Origin of the sequence: Lentilactobacillus kribbianus (assembly GCF_013184075.1) — a bacterium.
GTDB lineage: Bacteria > Bacillota > Bacilli > Lactobacillales > Lactobacillaceae > Lentilactobacillus > Lentilactobacillus kribbianus.
In genome coordinates this window covers 748,826-766,471 of record NZ_JABEQQ010000001.1, presented here as the reverse complement: position 1 = coordinate 766,471, position 17,646 = coordinate 748,826, and the positions used below count along the sequence as shown (strand labels likewise).

Genomic DNA, 17,646 nt, shown 5'->3' with positions numbered 1-17,646 from the left:
CAATTGTTTACCAAACGAACAAGCCGACAACTCCAGCTGACATTAAGGAAACAAGAATACCAGAAAGAAGCATCAAAGCAACGTTTTTACTAATCAAATCGTTCTTTTCTTTATCAACGATTCCTTTAAAGGCTCCGATGATCATCCCAGTAGTACTGAAGTTAGCAAATGATGTCAAGAAGACGGTTAATTGTGCTTGGTAGTGAGGATCAAAGATTTTGGTGTTGTTAATAGTAGATGCAATCTTACCCATTACCACGAATTCGTTAGTAACTAACTTAGTTCCGGCAAATTGAGCAAATTGGAAGGCATCGTGAACGTTCAAACCAAGTAACCATGTGAATGGGAACATGATAATACCTAAAATGTTTTCCAAAGTTAAGTTACGGTTGAACAATTGGAGAATCTTGTCAATCAATGCAGCTAAAGCAACAAAGGCGATAACGTTAGCAGCGATAATCAAGATCAAGCGACCAGCGCCCAAGATAGAATCACCCAAGAATGAGAAGAATGGTTCTTTTTTACCCTTTTCTTCACCCAAAGCTTCAGCATCAGTAGTAGCCACTGCATCACCACTGTCGCCGGCACTACTGCTAAGAGAAGCAATGGTATCTTCTTCAGGGGTAACTTGAACAGGGTTTAAAATGTTAGTAATAATAATTGCATTTAAAACGTTTAGAGGAATAGCGGTCAAAACATATTGACCAGGAACCATTTGGGTGTAGGCCCCTAAGATAGATGCGGTAACACAAGACATTGACATCATCGCAATGGTCAAATCACGCTTAGCTGACATTTGCTTTAATTGCAATGTTGAAACGGCAATCGCTTCGGTGTTACCTAAAAACATCATTTCAACTGAGAAGAATGATTCGAACTTTGGTTGACCAGTAATAAATGAAAGTCCGCGACCAACCCACTTAATAATCCAAGGTAATACCCCGATATAAGTTAAAATATCAAATAATGGAACAATCATTAAGATTGGTAGCAATGAACTGGTAACGAAGTCCATTTGTTTAACGTTAACCCAGCTAGCAAGTGCAAATGAAATCCCAGTGTATGACACTTGAACTAACCAGTTGAAGCCATCGGCAGCTGCCTTAACCGCGTCACGACCCCAAGTAAAACTAGTGAAAATCCAGGCAAGAACTAAATTAATGGCTAAAACGACAATTACTGATTTCCACTTGATGTTTTTGCGGTCCTTAGAAAATAGCACTGCAATTCCTAAGAAAACCAAAATACCAATAATGTTTACAATCAAATACATTATATTGTGTCCTCTCTTTTCTATATATGTGCGTTATAAACGTAAATATTAAACCCTGCTTACCTCGGTCCTCCTTCAAATTGGATTGGTCTTATGAATTAAACCCTAATTAATAATATGGCAGCGATAATAATAGCAATCACTGGCCGTGGTAAACCATCTAAACGCAAATAAGTTAAGCGCTATCAGAGGAAGCGTTAGAGACTCACTTGGAGTTTCAATTAGCGATAGTTTCAATCCTGTATATTAAGGATAACGAAATTTGATAGCACTGTAAACCGTCACAATGTGAAAAAAATATGAACAGATAGTTCCAAAATAACTATGCATGATACCTAACTATACTTGATTAGTTTCCATAGGTACTATGTATTCAAAGCATAAAAATAGGATTCAAGCCAATTATCGAAATAATCGCCTGGACCCTATGTGGAAGGGGCTGATAATGGGTTTGTAACCCGCTCTACGAAGAAATTAATATCTTATCGCCTCGGTTTTCACATTTTTTGTTTGGTTAACCTAGGAGCCGTCATCTCTGCCGCAAAATTTATATTAACCTAAGTCCATACATATCATTTTTGCCGTCAAACTAAGCCCACTGGTCAAAACTCATGCTTACTGTTTGTGTTGTTTCACGTTGTCGCGGTAAATCAATCATTTATAAATTGCCTCCGTTTTGCCCACTACAAGTTACTTCTAAATCGAGATTTCTCTATATTATTGTTTAAGTTTTAATAGTGAACCTAACTTCTGGCAGAAACACACTGTGCAAATTCAAATTTTTTCAAATTGTTAATTCCTTTCGAATTTGACTAACATCCAAAAAGCGGGAATCTAACCCGAATGCTTTACTGTTACTGCCCTTCCATGACTATATAATAACATATCTGTAAGCGATTACAACTTCTAAATCTGAAATCAATAAAAAAGGTAATCAACCCGTTTGTTGATTACCTTAGTCGTTATACAATATATTTAAATGGATCGAAAAAGACTGCTAATCCCAAGATAGTAGCAGCACCGACAGCCACCCCAATCACGGGCAATTCATCCATAATATCGTCTTTGGCGCTTCTCTTATCACCAGCTGTATATTGATTGTTGCTTCCTGGTGAGTAAATGCTTAACCGATTTTGGGATGTCACTTTAGCTTTATCAGACGCCTTGTTAGTATTTGTTTCAGTAGTTGCTGGTTGCACCACTATTTGTTTGGTTCGCATTAATTTTTCAATGTCACTGTTGGCAGCTTTAACCGAAGACTCTTCGTCTTCATTGGGAATCGCAATGTTTTTAGAAATTTTAGCTCCCGCTCTCGTTACCAATGCAATAAATTTATTAGTGCTAATTAATTTATTATTCTTCGTAGACACATTCAAATCATTATTTGCCGGTGAATTGTTATTGGAATCAGGTTCAACAGTTTTTACCCGGTTTTTATCATCATTAGGTTGGGAATTATTAGCCTGTTGATTATTATTGGTTTGATTATTATTACCTGATTGCTGCCCATTATCTGTTGGTTGATCAATTACTGGGTCCGGATTAGAGACAACCGGATTATCCGTAACTGGTGCTTCCACGTCTGTATTCGAATCACCCGATTCAGTACTATCGGCATCATTATCAGGAATATTAACCAAAGGATTACCTGGCTTAACTGGTAGTGTCGGTGTTATCAAACTGTCGTTACCTTCGCTAGGGCGGTAGTAATTTGGATCATTAGGCTTAGTAATTTCAAACACTGGTGGTTCTGCATTATCATCGACGGTCCCCCCAGAACCGGTATCACCATCGCCATGATTATGATGATGTCCCCACCACCAATGATTAGAAGTTGTTGAAGTTGCGTTATTAGTTGACCCTTTAGCTCTTGTGTTAATTGGATTAAAATTATTCGTGCTACTAATCACTGACGAGGAATTCTCAGATGTGACTGCAGCGTGGATGATATTAACGTTTCCCCCGAAGGCTAATACCAATCCTGATACAAGAGCAAGAACCCTTTTCTTTCGAATTGTGGTTCTCATTTAATAATTCCCCCCGTTTTTAAGTAGACTTTCATTCTAGATTACATCATCATTGTAGCCCCTCACTTACAAAATTTCAATAGTTGAATACGATAAAATTAATAAAATATTCAAAAAATCTTCAAATTTCGCTCTTAATAAATTCATTTATTATAAATAAATTCACAGATAATACTTATTCTAAGGTAGAAAGAGGTTATTTTATGAAAAATTCATCCCGCATCGTCTGTTTAGGTGATTCTATTACTAATGGTTATGACGGCTTTCAAGACCTCATTGGTCACAGTTATCCTGATTATTTACAGCAATTACTGCATACACCAGTGCTTAATCTTGGTTATAACGGCGCTTATTTAGCTAATGATAGTACTCCTGGTGATTTGACTAAAGTAGTATACCAGACTGACTTCAGCCAGTTTAGTTTAGCTACCATTGCTTATGGCACCAACGATTACGGCCACAGTCGTAATTCATTAACCACTATTGCTACTACGCTTCAAACTAATTTAACTGCTATCAAAGATAACCATCACACTATCAAAATCTTAGGTATTTTGCCCCTAACTCGCTATGATTATGAACAGAATGCTGACAACTTACCGGGAATGGCGGGTTACACGATCAACGAACTTAGAAATACGTTAGCCACTATTTACCAACAAAATGATGCTACGGTGCTCGATTGGCGGGTTAGTGCCCCCACTTTGATTACTGATACTAATCATTATGAACGTTTCCATGATCATCGGTTACATCCCAGTGCTGCTACCTATCAAAAAATGGGCACCATTATTGCTAATTATATTAAAGAAAAGAACCTTCTATAATAGAAGGTTCTTTTTTAAATAACATTTATTTCAACGAAGCGGCGTGAATCCAACCAATGTTTTTACCATTGTAATATGCTCGATAATAAGTATCTTTTTTACTATTAGCTTGGGTACCCTTCATATCCACAGTAATTTTCTTACCGGCATAAGTGGCACCATTGTGCTTTTTAGTAGCAACATACTTGTCACCGTTAGGAACATGGTTATAAAAGGCATGACCGGGATCAGTCTTCACCGTGTAAGTTTTCTTAACACTAGTGTAGCTAACTGGGTACACTTGGCTCACAGAACCATTGTAAATCCAGCCGACTAACTTGCCGTTATCATAGGTACGATAATAAGGTGTCTTCCAACCGTACTTAATTCCTTGTTGATCTACGGTCAATACCTTGTTGGCATAAGTAGCACCGTTGTGGGTCTTTTTCACCGTATATTTACTATTAGTAACATGGTTATAGAAGTTAGAAGCCGGCTTGGCCTTAACCCGCACTTTAATGTTAGCGTCCTTGTAAGTAATTTGACTAGCCAACGCCTTTTCGCTAATCCAACCAATATTAGTTCCATTATAGTAAGTTCGGTAGTAGTAACCTCCCTTACCATCAGTACGTTTGGCTTTCATATCCACGGTAACATTTTTACCGGCATAGGTAGCACCGTTGTGTTTTTTAGTGGACTTATAATCTTTGTCATACTTAACGTGGTTATAAAAGGCATGCCCCGGATCATTTTTCACCGTGTATTTACCACTAGCGCTGGAATAAGTGTAGGCATAACCAGTGGGTGTTGGCGTCGATGGTGTGGACGAATTGCCACTACTACCATTTAAGAACCAAGAACTGTCTTTACTAGAAGAAATACTTGCATCAACAGCTTGACCTAAAGCACTGGAATAATATGAATCAGTGTATTGCCATAAAACATGCTTATAGGTGTTAGGTTCGCTAGATTGATAAGCCGCCAACCAGAATCCATCATAATCATTGACCGCCTTAGAAGCGTATGATGCCATAAACGAGGCATAAGAATAAAGCAGCACTTTGCGACTACCAGCTAACGGTTTAATCGTGTTATACCAGTTAGTAGCGGCCGTGTTAGTATTGCCACTAACCGTTTGATCTTCGTAATCGTTCACGTAAAATTTGGCGTTAGGAGCGCGCTTATACAAATCCTTCGCTTCCGTCTTAGCATCACTAGGACTAGAGTATTGACTAAATGAGTACACTCCGTAAGGAACTTTGTACTTCTTCATCAAAGCCACATTGTGATCAAAAGTGCGATCGTAATAATCACTACCATACTGCACTCGTAAAATAACAAACGGGGTTTGACTCTTCAATTTTTTAACTTGGCTGTCAGTAAAATTCCCCTGCCATTCGGATAAATCCGGGACTGAGTTATTGTACTTAATACTCGTACGACTCCTAGCAAAGGCATTATATTGCTTAACTGGATAACTAGAACCCATCGTTCCAGCTGGTTTTTTACTCAATGTAGTTTCGGCATTAACTACTTGTTGCGCCCCCACTAGCACTCCCCCAGTAACTGCTAAACTCCAAATCACTTTACTAAATTTCGACAACATAATTACAATCTCCTAGTTCCATATTTTATTGTTGCAAGGTCGTTGGACGTGAATAGCCAACTTTGTGCCACCATGGTGAGTTAATCTTTTCAATCACAACGCCGCGGTTTTGAGAATCAATCATATTACCGTTACCAATGTTAATTCCTACGTGGCTGATGTTATTCTTGCTAGTTCCGAAATAAACTAGATCACCTTTTTGGGTATTTGAACTAGAAACTTTTTTAGTGGAATTGTATTGTGCTTGTGCAGTGCGTGAAATACTCTTATTGATTGAGTGCTTGAAAACGTATTGAGTATAGCCGGAGCAGTCAAAGCCAGATGGGGTGGTTCCACCGTAAACATAACGAGTACCCTTGTACTTTTTAGCAGTGTTATAAACTTTATCAAAAGTATTCTTGTTCTTAGTTGGTTTAGCTTTCAAATAGCCACTCCAGATCCAACCACTCACGTCACCGTGACCATTAGTTACATAATAATAAAGGCCAGCTGATTTACCTTGAGGAGTTATGTACATTGACTTAGTAGCTACCCAGGTAGTATTAGGATAATTCTTTAAGTAATGAGTCTTTTTACCCCAGCTAGTAAAGCTGCTCTTGTTAGTATTAATATTGTAAGTCCAACCTTTAGTAGACTTTTTAACATATTCTTTTTTAGAGATATTCTTTAATTGAGAAATTTTCATTGTAGTACTTGCGTGTGTCGTAGCAGGAACGATGGTCGTACCAATAGAAGCAACTGAAAGGCCAAGCCCGAGAATGGTTAATAATTTAACAGGTTTATTCAAAACATTTCCTCCGCGATTTAACTTTAATTTATGATTCTTAGTATAAAGTGTCATTACTACAGAACCAGCACGAGAAAATGTCAAACAAGTAAAAGATTATGACAGGCCATTTTGGTTATAATGTGTCGTTAGACCCCAGTTTTAGGGCTTTGTTAATTTTATTGTGTAACAAATGTTAATAAAATCTAATGATTTGTAACATTGGTCTAGAGAAGCAACTAAAAAAGCGTGGCCGCAGCCACGCTTTTTCTAATACATTTTAAGTAGTTCAGGACCACGGTTAGATAGTAAATAACCATTCTTAGCGGATTTATTGGTTGGATCAAAAATCAAACCCTCAAATTCGCGGGAGCCACTGAATTTATTTTGGTCAATATCTTTAGCACTTAATTTATCAAATTTGTTAGCTGCAATTGAAGTAATACCGTTATCAGCTACCACGTAGACACGGTTTTTAACTGGGTTGTAACCCATACTTTGAACGGTAGCACCTGGTGCATAACGAATACCGCGCTTAACCATCTTGAAGTAAGTCGAACCAGTCCCTATCTTACCACGATAAAACTTCATGGTTCCCTTTGGACAATTGCTCCAAGCCTTAGCTGTAACGTTACTCCAGTAAGCATAACCGTTTTTATCAAAGGTTAATTGAGCACCCATTTGTTGCTTACCCATACTGAAAGTAATCGCTTGGTCTGGTTTTAAAGAACTTTGGTTGATTCGTTGCATTAAAATCTTACCAGCAGTCCGATCACGAGTTAACCACAATTCGTTAGTCTTAGGATTCAACGCAAATTGTTGACCGTGACCAGTAGCGAATGTAGGTCCAATATGAATGTATTTTTTAATACTGTTGTAAGTGGAAGTTGAACGAAGATCGATTCCCTTGTTCTTAATCTTGCTCCAGTCATACTTCACAACAAAACCTTGCTTGTTCTTGCTCCAATCAGAAGTGGTACCACCCTTCGTGTAAACCACAAAGAGTTCCTTACCATTCTTAGAAAAAGCAGCTGCCTGTGGTGTCCGAATATAATCGTATAACGGACTTGACTTAGGCAATAAAGGTAAGAAAGCAGCTGTCTTGAAGCTATAAGCCGCGCCCTTATGTGCTGAGGACTTGATGACGTTAGCCGTTGTTTGAATATGATCTGCACCTGGTTTCATCCAACTAGCATAAGAAGATCCACTATCATACTTACCCACCTTGCCAGCCATATACTTCTTGCTGACATTCACAGTCTTAAAACCTTTGCTAGTTACTCCCGACAAAACATTTCCACTAACCTTATATTGCTTAATCCCGCCAGATTTACCAGTATACTTGGCTTTAGCAGCATGAGCTACTAGTTCGCCTTGGTTAAATGAGTTATTAAAACTCATACCACCAATGGTACCTAACATAGCGGTCGCAATCCCCCAAAACATTAATCGTTCCTTCACAATCTTCACTCCTAATAATTATTTAACAATTTAATTATAACTTATTTATTAACGACTGTCATAACCAAACGGAAAATTTTTCGTTTAGTGGATTTTTGATAAATATAGCTAAATGACCATCTTTTCAATAATTTGATTGGAATAAACGTGAACTAATGATAATATTATAACTGCGCTAATTGTAAGCGTTATCAGCAAACCAACTTGAGGAGGAATTTTTGTGAATAGTGCGCCGGTGCTTTTAGATAGGTCCGAATGAAGGCGAGTCGGCCCTCTTGCACTAAATCATCGAACTCCGAGTAGCGCCGATAAACGTGTAGTCGCTTGAGGGCACCATAAATAATGCGCTCGTGTTGCTTGCTCAAGAGATAGTTAAAGGCGGCTTGCTCCGGGGTATCTAAGAGTTGTTGAATGGTCGTTATCGTTTCGTTAGTTTTCATTTGGATTCAGTCCTTTAAGCGAATTGATCCAAGGGCCCTTGTCACGAGTTCAATTGTAAAAGAGCAACCACGGTGATAACTACCGCCGACTTTGAGAGCGTTGCAACCCTGCTGTCATCAGCTTAACAAATAAAAAGCCCACCACTAAGGGCGGACTTTGCTGGAAATTAATATTTATTTATATTGATCCCAGATGACTAATTGCTTGTTGGCGGTAATGTACTTACCGTTAGTTAATTGGTAACGGGTAATCTTACCAGCCCGCCAAACAATTCGCTTAATCTTGAGAATGGAACCCTTCTTATGATGCTTAACCATGTCGGGACGGTTCAACTTACTAGTTGGGTAACTGTTAATTCCCTTCTTGTTGAGCACCTTGATAGTCTTAGGAGTTCCAGCGTAGTAAAGACTCACAACGAACTTAGGATTTGCCGTTACATAGCCACCACCTTCAACGCGATAACGTAACGTTCCTTTCTTGGTCTTGGCAGCACCAACAATATTCAATACCTTTCGATCTACTCGCTTCACACCATTACCGATGTAGCGTTGAATTCGCTGAGTCATTTGAACATCTTTGTGACGCCAAATGTTCTTATTAATCATGATCTTGTATGGGAATTTGAAGGTTACTGATTCGCCCTTACCAAGACTTTGACCATTATCCCGGTCGTTTAAGTCGCCAGGGATACCTGTGCCACCACCTGGTTGTTCACCTGTACCATCACCAGGTCCTTCTCCATCATCTTTATCAGTCACATTATTCAAGTTCAAGTCCAAGCTACCAATCGAGTAGCCACCGATAGAATGTCCTTCCTGATTACTAGTAAAGCTGACACTCAACTTGATTGATTCAATCCCTGTATCTGTAATAATTAATACGGGTTGACCGGCAGCATTTTTACCGATTTTATATCCAGCATTATTTTCTAATACTTCAGCATCAACCACTTGTAAGAAATTAGTTTTACCGTTATTCTTTAAAAATTGTGGATTATTCTTCAAAATATCCGCTAACAGGATTTCGGTACCTTGCTTAGTTTCGCCAGTGTAATCTAATGATAGATTTTGGCTAGCAAAGGCATTATCTTCCATACTTAATTTCCCACCACTATCATGATTTACTACATAATTAATTTTGCAGCCATAGAATGCATTATCCGCAATGTTACCTTTTCCTGGTAAATGTACCGTGGTGACATTACTTTCGGCAAAGGCACTGTTACCAACGATAAATCCGTTTGATGCTTTACTTAGGTCAACTGTAGTTAAATTAGGATATTGATTTTTTTCAAAAGCACCAACAGCAATCCCATCAGCATTCATATTAGCGGGAATCGTTAAACTGGTAATTTTTTTATTTTTAGCCCCTGTAATCATATTATCTACAATTTCAAAATCTGATTCTTTATCGGCAACTCTTTGAGTACTTTGACTCGTAGTCACTGGCGCATTAGCCATGGAAGTGGCAGAAACCGCGGTGGCTCCTGAACCCAGAATTAATCCGGCTAACATTAAGCTACTAATTAGTTTACGTGTTGTCATAATAATTTTCTCCCATAGAATGATCCCTAAATGCGTTTTCTTTTTATCTGACTACAACATACCATGAACTTTTCATTATAGATAATATAAGGCATTACTTTAACAAACGTTTCTTATCTAACACATCACTTTTTCATAAACTCATAGTTATCCACAGTATTAACTAACTTTTATATAGTTCAATTGATTTAAAAATGCACCACCATTCCCAGATTGTGATAAGCTGAACTTGTCTTCAACAAATATACTTTGGGAGGAAATGTTATGACTCAAATTTTTGGTAGTCCCGCAACTTATGAACAAGGTAAGGGCGCATTAAAGTATTGTGCTGATTCTTTAGGTAAGTTAGGTCATCAACCAGTCTTAATAGCTGACAGCATCGTTTGGCAGATTGCCGGTAACGATTTAGCTAGCTACCTAGGCGATAGTGGCTTTAACGTTCAAACCGTAGAATTCGGTGGCGAAGCTTCTGACGAAGAAATCAACCGCATTACTGAAATCTGTAATAATTTCCATGCTGATCTCATCATTGGCCTCGGTGGTGGTAAAACGCTAGATTCCGCAAAAGCCATTGCTGACAATTTACACTTACCAGTGGCCATCCTACCTAGCTTAGCTTCCACTGATGCCCCTTGTTCACGTCTATCCGTCATTTATACCCCCGACGGAAAATTTGATAAGTATCGTTTCTATAGTAAGAACCCTGATTTAGTGCTTGTTGATACCGAAATTATCGCTCAAGCTCCCACTCGCTTATTAGCTTCCGGGATTGCCGATGCATTAGCTACCAACGTCGAAGCCCAAGCTGTGGCTCAATCCAACGGTCAAACCATGCTAGGTGGGACACAAACTTTAGTTGGAAACGCCGTTGCCCAAAAATGTGAAGAAACTTTATTTGAATATGGTATGCAAGCTATCGAAGCTTCCAGAGCCAACGTAGTTACTAGTGCCTTTAAAAAAATCGTTGAGGCCAATACTTTAATGAGTGGTGTCGGTTTTGAAAGTGGCGGACTTGCTGCTGCTCACGCTATTCACAATGGTTTGACTGCTTTACACGGTCCAATTCATGAAAAGACCCACGGCGAAAAAGTCGCTTTTGGAACTTTAGTTCAATTGATGCTCGAAGGGGTCCCTACCGACGTCTTTGATCAATATCTCGACTTCGACTTAGCTCTTGGATTACCAACTAACTTCGCTGATTTAGCTATCGATAAAGTAACCGATACCGAATTGCTAGAGGTGGGTGAAGTGGCGTGCGCTCCTAACGACACTATGAGTGAAATGCCATTCACCGTTACTCCAGATGATGTGGCCGCTGCGATGAAAGCCGTCAATGCTTATAGTCGGGCATATCAAGATTTAACTAATTAAACTTAAACAAACAAAAAAGCCACCGCATTTGCGGTGGCTTTTTATTAGCGTCCCAACCAGTTATTACCAATGTTTACCACTGGTTTGCGACTATTATAAATGTGATAAGTAGTGCTTCCCTGAGGCTTAAACCCAATCATATCTTTAGTGTAGCGTTTGAGGTAGCCGACTTTGATTTTATTACTATTTTCTTTTTTATATTTAAGCATGTAGGTGTTTTTTCCCGTCCGCTTATAAGCATAGGGCACGTTCACCTTCACGATTGGTCGTTGATGATTAATCGTTAAAAAGTAACCTTCATGAGCTTGAAAAACATCGGCCAATTCGCTGGTTTTTTGGTGGTTAACAATCATCCCCACCGCTTTTTGGATATCCATAGTGTAGCCCGCATGTTTCTTCCACTGACCTTCAAATTCTGCCGGCATCCCTGAATGCCAAGTCGCCGCTTGGGCGGTTGTTACCACGCCACCACCCAGCATTAATCCAGCTAACAAAGTTAATAAAGCCATCGAACTTTTCTTCATAAGAATCCCTCCCACGACAGGTTACTAATCATCCATTGGTTCTCCTTTAGAATATCACGTTTAAGCGCTTAACGGCAGCAAAAAAGCCCAACGAAATTATTTCGTTAGACTTCTTTAATTTAACCGTTTTATTCGTAACTTAAACTTTCAATTGGATCTAATCGAGCAGCCCGCCCAGCTGGTGAAAGTGCCGCAAGTAAACTAATCACGATGGAAACGATTGCCCCAAAGGCAATGTTACTACCACTAATTTGCATAATTGCGTAATGAATGCCGGCTTGTGATAATGAGTTGGCTCCGACTTGAATAAGTAAAGCTAAGGCGATCGCTAAAATGGCAGCGAACAAGCCAATGAAGAATGCTTCCGAGAAGAACAGATTCCGAATACTGCCTTTAGAAGCACCCAATGCCCGTAAAATACCGATTTCTTTGGTTCGTTCTGAAACACTGATGTATAAAACGACAATAATCATAATCGCAGATACCAAGAGAGAAATACCGGCAATAGCTGCCAAAACGTTTACCGCTAAGTCGATATAGGTATTTAAAGTATCAACGATGGCACCAGCACCAGTGATGGTATAGGTCGCTTTCTTGCCGGTCTTGTAATCTTTGATCTTGGTTTGAACCGGTTTAACATTTTTAGCATTACCTTTAATTACCACCGTCATAAAGTTAGGTGCTAACTTAATATTTTGATCAGCGTACATTTGTTTTAATGTCTTATAAGTAACTGAAGTGGAACCTGAGTTAGCACTAGCAATGCCGCTAACCGTCAAATCTTGTTTCAATTGAACCGGTTGTTTTTGATCATTCATCACTGTTTGGGTGTAAGTAATTTTTTTGCCAATCAACGCATTAGTATCTTTTTTATTCAACTTTTGTGCGTTTTCTTTGGTTAATAAAATTTCACCATTTTTTGGTGCATGACCTTGTTTGATAGACTTTTTCTTGATGGTGTCATTGTAGGTTTGCATCATTTGAAGGTTGGCCGTTTTTTTACCATTTTGAAGCCGGGTTCCGCCTTGAACATAGTAACCTTCTTGGACGTCTTTAACGTTTTTAATTTTTTCAAAACGTTGTCGATCCTGATTAGTTAAGTTAACTTTCTTCGAGCCTTCCGCTAGTTCATCGGACGACACGTTTTTAGCCACCTGAACCGCGTTAGGATTAATTTGGGAGTAAATTTCGTGATTCATATACCCTTGGACCCCATTCCCCAGCCCTTGCATTAAGATCACTGAGAAAATTCCGATAGCAGCCCCGATAATAATCAGTAAATTCCGTTTCCAATTGTACTTCATATTATCCAGTGCCATTTTTAAGGTTGCCCCAAAACGTAGAGTGTGAGTGGCCAGTTCGTGTTCACTATCAGCTGGATATGCCGGCTTTAACTCTATATCTTCACTGATTTGACCATCAGCCAAGCGCACAATTCGGGTTCCATAATCAGCAACCGTTTGCGAATGAGTAACGGTAATCACTAATTTACCTTCCGCTGCAATTTGATATAACAATTGCAAAATTTCCTTGGTATTTTCACTATCCAAGGCTCCGGTGGGTTCATCGGCAATGATAATTTCTGGATCAGAAGCCAAGGCTCGAGCAATCGCTACCCGTTGTTTTTGACCACCAGAAAGTTGGTTAGGAAACTTCTTGATGTGTTCCGTTAGTCCTACTTTATCAAGTAACTCTTTGGCTCGTTCTTCTTGTTCGGCGTGTGATAGTGAGGTCATTTCCAATGAAACCATCACGTTTTGTAAAATCGTCAAATGACTGATTAGGTTGAAGTTTTGGAAAATAAACCCGATCGTTTGTCGGCGATAAGCATCCAGTTGCTTGGTAGTTTCATGACGTAATGATTCACCCTTTAAGAAAACGTCTCCTTCATAGTTGGAATCTAGTCCCCCAATGATGTTCATCAAGGTTGATTTCCCACCACCAGATTCTCCTAAGATCGAAACGAATTCACCCCGTTCAAAATTCAAGTTAATGCCTTTTAAAACTTTGAACTCCTGGTTACCGAGATAATACGATTTTCTGATATCTCGCAGTTCTAAATAACTCATAGATTCCTCCTAAGACTTACGCCCGTTAATTTGATATGTGCCTGAGTATATCACTGTGGTCTTAAAAGTAAACCAAATTATCCGTTGAAATCACTGCATTAATCGGTCAATCCCTCGATAATAGTTAGGTGCCTAAGCGTTTGCCAAATGGTTAAGAATTAATAAAACCAACAGGCACTCCTTATTATTCATAAAAAAAGCCAGAGTCATAGACTCCAGCTCAGCTTATTAATCAAATACTTCTTTCATGGTGGCCACCGTGTGTACAACGTCATCACTTCTAGTAATCATAGAAATAACTGCTGCCCCAGAGACACCGGTGGGTTTTAATTCAGCAATATTAGCTTCGGTGATTCCCCCGATCGCTACAATTGGTTTGTTACTTAATTTTACCAAATTAGTTAATTCCGGAATGCCAATAACCGGATCAGCATCGGCTTTGGAAGTGGTAGGAAAGATCGGACCAGATCCTATGTAAGCAATTCGTTCATGTTGATTGGCATTTTCAATTTCAGTGGCATTGCTAGCTGATAATCCTACAAACATGCGACGTTGTCGGACACGACTTAACACCGTTTGAACGGACAAATCATCTTGACCAACGTGAATTCCATCAGCATCAATGGCCATAGCTAATTCCAAATCATCGTCAATGATGAAGGGAATATTAGCTGCCTTACACTTCTTTTGCAAGATTTCCGCCAACTGTCGTTTAGCTAATCCCTTTAACGCATTAGGGCCTTTTTCTCGAAATTGAAACGCCGTAATTCCCGCTAAAATAGCATCAGTTAATACTCCTGGTAAACTCTGGGTGGGTTGTAGATCTTGCGTTCCCGCTACAAAGTAGGCCTTCAAAAGGCCCGGTTCAAAAGTAACACTCATATTCTTCCTCCTAGATATTTCGGCCGGCCCAGTGATTGAGCGGTCCGTGACCATGACCAACTTCAATTCCATCGGCAATGGTTGCTTGTACATATTTTTTCGCGGTGCGAATGGCGGTTTCAATGTCATTTTCCTTAGCTAATTCAGCAGTGATTGCTGATGATAAAGTATCACCAGTGCCATGGGTTCTCACCGTATCAATGCGTGGAGCTGATAGCCAAAATGATTGACCATCTTCTAATAACACAAAGTCGCTAACTTGATTGCCGTCAGAGTGTCCCCCTTTGACAATAACGTTTTTAGCGCCTAATTCTTGTAAACGATGCCCTGCCAGTTGCATAGTCGCCTCATCTTTAATATGCATTTCGGTGAGTTCTTCAGCTTCTGGTAGATTGGGTGTCACAATGGTAGCTAACGGTAATAATTCATCTCTAACCGTCTTAATCGCATCATCGGCCAGTAGTTTGGCGCCCCCCTTAGCAATCATTACTGGGTCTACCGTTAATGGACCGAAATCATATGTCTCAAAGTTACGGACCACCGTTTGCACACTGGTAACATCCGCCAACATCCCCGTTTTAACCGCTCTGATCTTTAAATCATCAGCCACGGCCTTAAATTGTTCGTCAATTAATTTAGTCGGCATCGCCATAAAATCAGATACCCCAATCGTATTTTGGGCGGTGACGGCCACAACGACAGCTGCGGCAAAAACATGCCGTTCTTGCATGGTTTTAATGTCAGCCATAACCCCGGCGCCACCACCACTATCGGTGCCCGCCACGGTCAATGCCTGTGGAAACTCATTTACCATTTTCGTCCTCCTCGTATTTAGATTTTTCCGCTACAGTTGCTTCCGTTAATAAGTATAACTCATCAATCAATTGTGCGCCGAAACTACCTGCTAAGGGTTGCTTCATTTGTTCGGCCACGACTTGACCCGCCACGGCAAATACCAAACTAGCGGCTTGAGCAGCTTCATAATAATTAGCGGTAACTCCAGCAAACACCCCAATAGTACTGGAAAGCATGTCGCCAGATCCCACGTGTAGCTTAAACAAGTCTGTTTGATTGTAAATTTTAGTGACTAATTGCCCATCAGTCACAATATCGACCGCTCCACTAACCACTACCACACAGTGCTGTTTATTAGCTAATCGCTTCGCAATGGCGACTAGATCACCATCACCATCACCGGCATCGATGCCTTTAGCCTGCCATTTTTCTCCAGCCAATGCCGCAATTTCGCCAGCATTCCCCCGAATCACCGCAAACTGTAATTCTGCTAATAATTCCTGACAATGTTTGAAACGATACGGAACGGCCACCGCAACGGGATCTAAAATTAAGGGTTTATCAAGTTCATTAGCCACCCGACCGACTACCTGCATTTGTTCAAATTGCATTTCCGTAATGGTCCCTAAATTAATCGTGACTGAATCAGCCATAGCCACCATATCCTTAGCTTCCACTACTTCACTGGACATAATTGGCGACCCTCCAATGGCGTTAATACCATTGGCCACATCTTGAATGGTGACATTGTTCGCTAAATTAAAAGCGAGTGGGTTTTGTTGTTTAACTTGGTTTAGTAAATTGATTTTCATTATTATCTGCTCCTCGTGATTGCTTGGCAGCAAAAAACCGCTACCAAGACGTAGTTTCACGTGGGTAACGGTTCAACTGAACACATTTCCTACGCAAGTATTAACTTACAGGTTCGAAGGGATTAAACCGTTCAGGTTCATCTCAGCCACTAAAACGGTGGCACCCCTAGTGTTTATTTATTTGATTAACGATTTTCAGCGATTTTACGATTAGCCGTTTTCGTCACATAACGATACATAGCATTCATCAAAGCATCAAAGGTGCGATCTGGTAAAATTTTACGCAACGCAATGGCTTGGTGACCGGACCCGGCAGTATACCGAGTCTTAGGACGTTTACTAATGGCGGCTAAGTCAACTAACCGAGCGATGACGCGGGGCTTTGATGCAAACTTAGCTGAAATTTCCATAAAGTTAGCCGATTGTTGGGCTAAGCCCGCATAGGGACCATTGGCAGAACTATCAATTAATTTGTCCATTGCAATGGCGGCCCAATCAGATTCCACCGCCCCGGGTTCAATAACAATGACGTCAATGCCAAAGGGATTCAATTCCAAGCGTAGCGAATCACTAATACCTTCAATCGCAAACTTAGAACCGACATACCAACTGCCAAGTAAATGACTGACCTTACCATCAACAGAAGAGATGTTGATAATCCGGCCTTGATGTTGTTCACGCATGTAAGGTAAGACTGCTTGAATCATCTTCATCGTACCAAAGACGTTAACCTTAAATTGGTATTCGCCTTCTTCAAGCGGTACTTCTTCTACCGCTCCAAATGAACCATAACCAGCGTTATTGACTAAGACGTCAATGTGGCCATCAGTTTGCGCGGCAATTTGCTTAACTGCCTGATCAACGCTCTCCTCATCAGCGACATCGAGATACATAGTATTAATACCTAAATCATCTAATTCATTCATTTGATCCACGCGTCGAGCCAAACCATAAACGTTAAACCCGTTGCGTTTTAAATTTTTAGCAATTTGTTTACCAATTCCAGACGAAGCCCCGGTTACTAATGCAACTTCTCTTTGCATTGCGATTCCTCCCTTAAGCAGCCTTAAATTTTTCTTAATTGAGAAAAGTATACCATATATTTACGAACACAGTGTAGCGCTATCATTTCCAATTTAAAATGACCGTCAACTCTAAATTAACCTCATCAACTATTTTAATATCTGAATAGAAATCCTTTAATGAAATATTTGAACCCGACACTTGCTCATAAATTTAGATTTTCTGCTATAATAGGCAGAATACTAA

15 protein-coding genes and 1 riboswitch are annotated in these 17,646 nt (G+C 39.8%); of the genes, 2 read left to right on the top strand and 13 right to left on the bottom strand.

Annotated features, from left to right (window positions below):
• Window positions 1–7: 7 nt before the first annotated feature.
• Both HII32_RS03880 and HII32_RS03875 read right to left on the bottom strand, forming a co-directional pair.
• Window positions 8–1,273, bottom strand: coding sequence for a NupC/NupG family nucleoside CNT transporter (locus HII32_RS03880; RefSeq protein WP_172188483.1), 1,266 nt, complete (start codon window positions 1,271–1,273; stop codon window positions 8–10).
• A gap of 962 nt (window positions 1,274–2,235) precedes the next feature.
• On the bottom strand, window positions 2,236–3,300 hold the full coding sequence (locus HII32_RS03875; RefSeq protein ID WP_172188481.1) for a hypothetical protein: 1,065 nt from the start codon (window positions 3,298–3,300) through the stop codon (window positions 2,236–2,238).
• Window positions 3,301–3,503: 203 nt separating this feature from the next.
• Here HII32_RS03875 and HII32_RS03870 point away from each other — a divergent pair, with 203 nt between their 5' ends.
• Window positions 3,504–4,127 carry an SGNH/GDSL hydrolase family protein gene (locus tag HII32_RS03870; protein ID WP_172188479.1) on the top strand — a complete coding sequence of 208 codons (624 nt, stop codon included), beginning with the start codon at window positions 3,504–3,506 and terminating at the stop codon, window positions 4,125–4,127.
• A 25-nt stretch (window positions 4,128–4,152) separates the two neighbouring features.
• Here HII32_RS03870 and HII32_RS03865 read toward each other — a convergent pair whose 3' ends face one another.
• From HII32_RS03865 to HII32_RS03845, 5 genes are all read right to left on the bottom strand, one after another.
• A complete protein-coding gene (locus HII32_RS03865; RefSeq protein ID WP_172188477.1) occupies window positions 4,153–5,712 on the bottom strand; it encodes a GH25 family lysozyme in 1,560 nt (519 codons plus the stop codon).
• A 25-nt stretch (window positions 5,713–5,737) separates the two neighbouring features.
• Window positions 5,738–6,499 (bottom strand): C40 family peptidase, encoded by a 762-nt coding sequence (locus HII32_RS07815; RefSeq protein ID WP_246224813.1) that lies wholly within the window; start codon window positions 6,497–6,499, stop codon window positions 5,738–5,740.
• Window positions 6,500–6,748: 249 nt separating this feature from the next.
• Window positions 6,749–7,939 (bottom strand): hypothetical protein, encoded by a 1,191-nt coding sequence (locus HII32_RS03855; RefSeq protein WP_172188475.1) that lies wholly within the window; start codon window positions 7,937–7,939, stop codon window positions 6,749–6,751.
• Window positions 7,940–8,130: 191 nt separating this feature from the next.
• Window positions 8,131–8,379: a sigma factor gene (locus HII32_RS03850; protein WP_172188473.1), complete on the bottom strand. Its 249-nt coding sequence runs from the start codon at window positions 8,377–8,379 to the stop codon at window positions 8,131–8,133.
• 174 nt (window positions 8,380–8,553) lie between these two features.
• Window positions 8,554–9,924: a DUF5776 domain-containing protein gene (locus tag HII32_RS03845; protein ID WP_172188471.1), complete on the bottom strand. Its 1,371-nt coding sequence runs from the start codon at window positions 9,922–9,924 to the stop codon at window positions 8,554–8,556.
• 264 nt (window positions 9,925–10,188) lie between these two features.
• Here HII32_RS03845 and HII32_RS03840 point away from each other — a divergent pair, with 264 nt between their 5' ends.
• Complete coding sequence (locus HII32_RS03840) at window positions 10,189–11,295, top strand: glycerol dehydrogenase (RefSeq protein ID WP_172188469.1); 1,107 nt, start codon at window positions 10,189–10,191, stop codon at window positions 11,293–11,295.
• A gap of 44 nt (window positions 11,296–11,339) precedes the next feature.
• Here HII32_RS03840 and HII32_RS03835 read toward each other — a convergent pair whose 3' ends face one another.
• The 6 genes from HII32_RS03835 to HII32_RS03810 all read right to left on the bottom strand — a co-directional run bounded on the left by HII32_RS03835 (window position 11,340) and on the right by HII32_RS03810 (window position 17,420).
• Window positions 11,340–11,819: a hypothetical protein gene (locus HII32_RS03835; protein ID WP_172188467.1), complete on the bottom strand. Its 480-nt coding sequence runs from the start codon at window positions 11,817–11,819 to the stop codon at window positions 11,340–11,342.
• A 128-nt stretch (window positions 11,820–11,947) separates the two neighbouring features.
• Window positions 11,948–13,888 (bottom strand): ABC transporter ATP-binding protein/permease, encoded by a 1,941-nt coding sequence (locus tag HII32_RS03830; RefSeq protein WP_172188465.1) that lies wholly within the window; start codon window positions 13,886–13,888, stop codon window positions 11,948–11,950.
• A 228-nt stretch (window positions 13,889–14,116) separates the two neighbouring features.
• On the bottom strand, window positions 14,117–14,770 hold the full coding sequence (thiE, locus tag HII32_RS03825; protein ID WP_172188463.1) for a thiamine phosphate synthase: 654 nt from the start codon (window positions 14,768–14,770) through the stop codon (window positions 14,117–14,119).
• A gap of 10 nt (window positions 14,771–14,780) precedes the next feature.
• On the bottom strand, window positions 14,781–15,584 hold the full coding sequence (gene thiD, locus HII32_RS03820; protein ID WP_172188461.1) for a bifunctional hydroxymethylpyrimidine kinase/phosphomethylpyrimidine kinase: 804 nt from the start codon (window positions 15,582–15,584) through the stop codon (window positions 14,781–14,783).
• Window positions 15,574–16,377 carry a hydroxyethylthiazole kinase gene (gene thiM / locus HII32_RS03815; RefSeq protein ID WP_172188459.1) on the bottom strand — a complete coding sequence of 268 codons (804 nt, stop codon included), beginning with the start codon at window positions 16,375–16,377 and terminating at the stop codon, window positions 15,574–15,576. Before thiM ends, thiD begins: the two co-directional genes overlap by 11 nt.
• Before the next feature lie 68 nt (window positions 16,378–16,445).
• Window positions 16,446–16,555: riboswitch (TPP riboswitch) on the bottom strand.
• A gap of 7 nt (window positions 16,556–16,562) precedes the next feature.
• Complete coding sequence (locus HII32_RS03810) at window positions 16,563–17,420, bottom strand: oxidoreductase (protein WP_172188457.1); 858 nt, start codon at window positions 17,418–17,420, stop codon at window positions 16,563–16,565.
• Window positions 17,421–17,646 lie beyond the last annotated feature (226 nt).

Bases quoted from the DNA above. Each gene is read 5' to 3' on its own strand.
- HII32_RS03880 (WP_172188483.1), bottom strand. From the start codon at position 1,273: ATGTATTTGATTGTAAACATTATTGGTATTTTGGTTTTCTTAGGAATT.
- HII32_RS03875 (WP_172188481.1), bottom strand. From the start codon at position 3,300: ATGAGAACCACAATTCGAAAGAAAAGGGTTCTTGCTCTTGTATCAGGA.
- HII32_RS03870 (WP_172188479.1), top strand. From the start codon at position 3,504: ATGAAAAATTCATCCCGCATCGTCTGTTTAGGTGATTCTATTACTAAT.
- HII32_RS03865 (WP_172188477.1), bottom strand. From the start codon at position 5,712: ATGTTGTCGAAATTTAGTAAAGTGATTTGGAGTTTAGCAGTTACTGGG.
- HII32_RS03850 (WP_172188473.1), bottom strand. From the start codon at position 8,379: ATGAAAACTAACGAAACGATAACGACCATTCAACAACTCTTAGATACC.
- HII32_RS03845 (WP_172188471.1), bottom strand. From the start codon at position 9,924: ATGACAACACGTAAACTAATTAGTAGCTTAATGTTAGCCGGATTAATT.
- HII32_RS03840 (WP_172188469.1), top strand. From the start codon at position 10,189: ATGACTCAAATTTTTGGTAGTCCCGCAACTTATGAACAAGGTAAGGGC.
- HII32_RS03835 (WP_172188467.1), bottom strand. From the start codon at position 11,819: ATGAAGAAAAGTTCGATGGCTTTATTAACTTTGTTAGCTGGATTAATG.
- HII32_RS03830 (WP_172188465.1), bottom strand. From the start codon at position 13,888: ATGAGTTATTTAGAACTGCGAGATATCAGAAAATCGTATTATCTCGGT.
- thiE (WP_172188463.1), bottom strand. From the start codon at position 14,770: ATGAGTGTTACTTTTGAACCGGGCCTTTTGAAGGCCTACTTTGTAGCG.
- thiD (WP_172188461.1), bottom strand. From the start codon at position 15,584: ATGGTAAATGAGTTTCCACAGGCATTGACCGTGGCGGGCACCGATAGT.
- thiM (WP_172188459.1), bottom strand. From the start codon at position 16,377: ATGAAAATCAATTTACTAAACCAAGTTAAACAACAAAACCCACTCGCT.
- HII32_RS03810 (WP_172188457.1), bottom strand. From the start codon at position 17,420: ATGCAAAGAGAAGTTGCATTAGTAACCGGGGCTTCGTCTGGAATTGGT.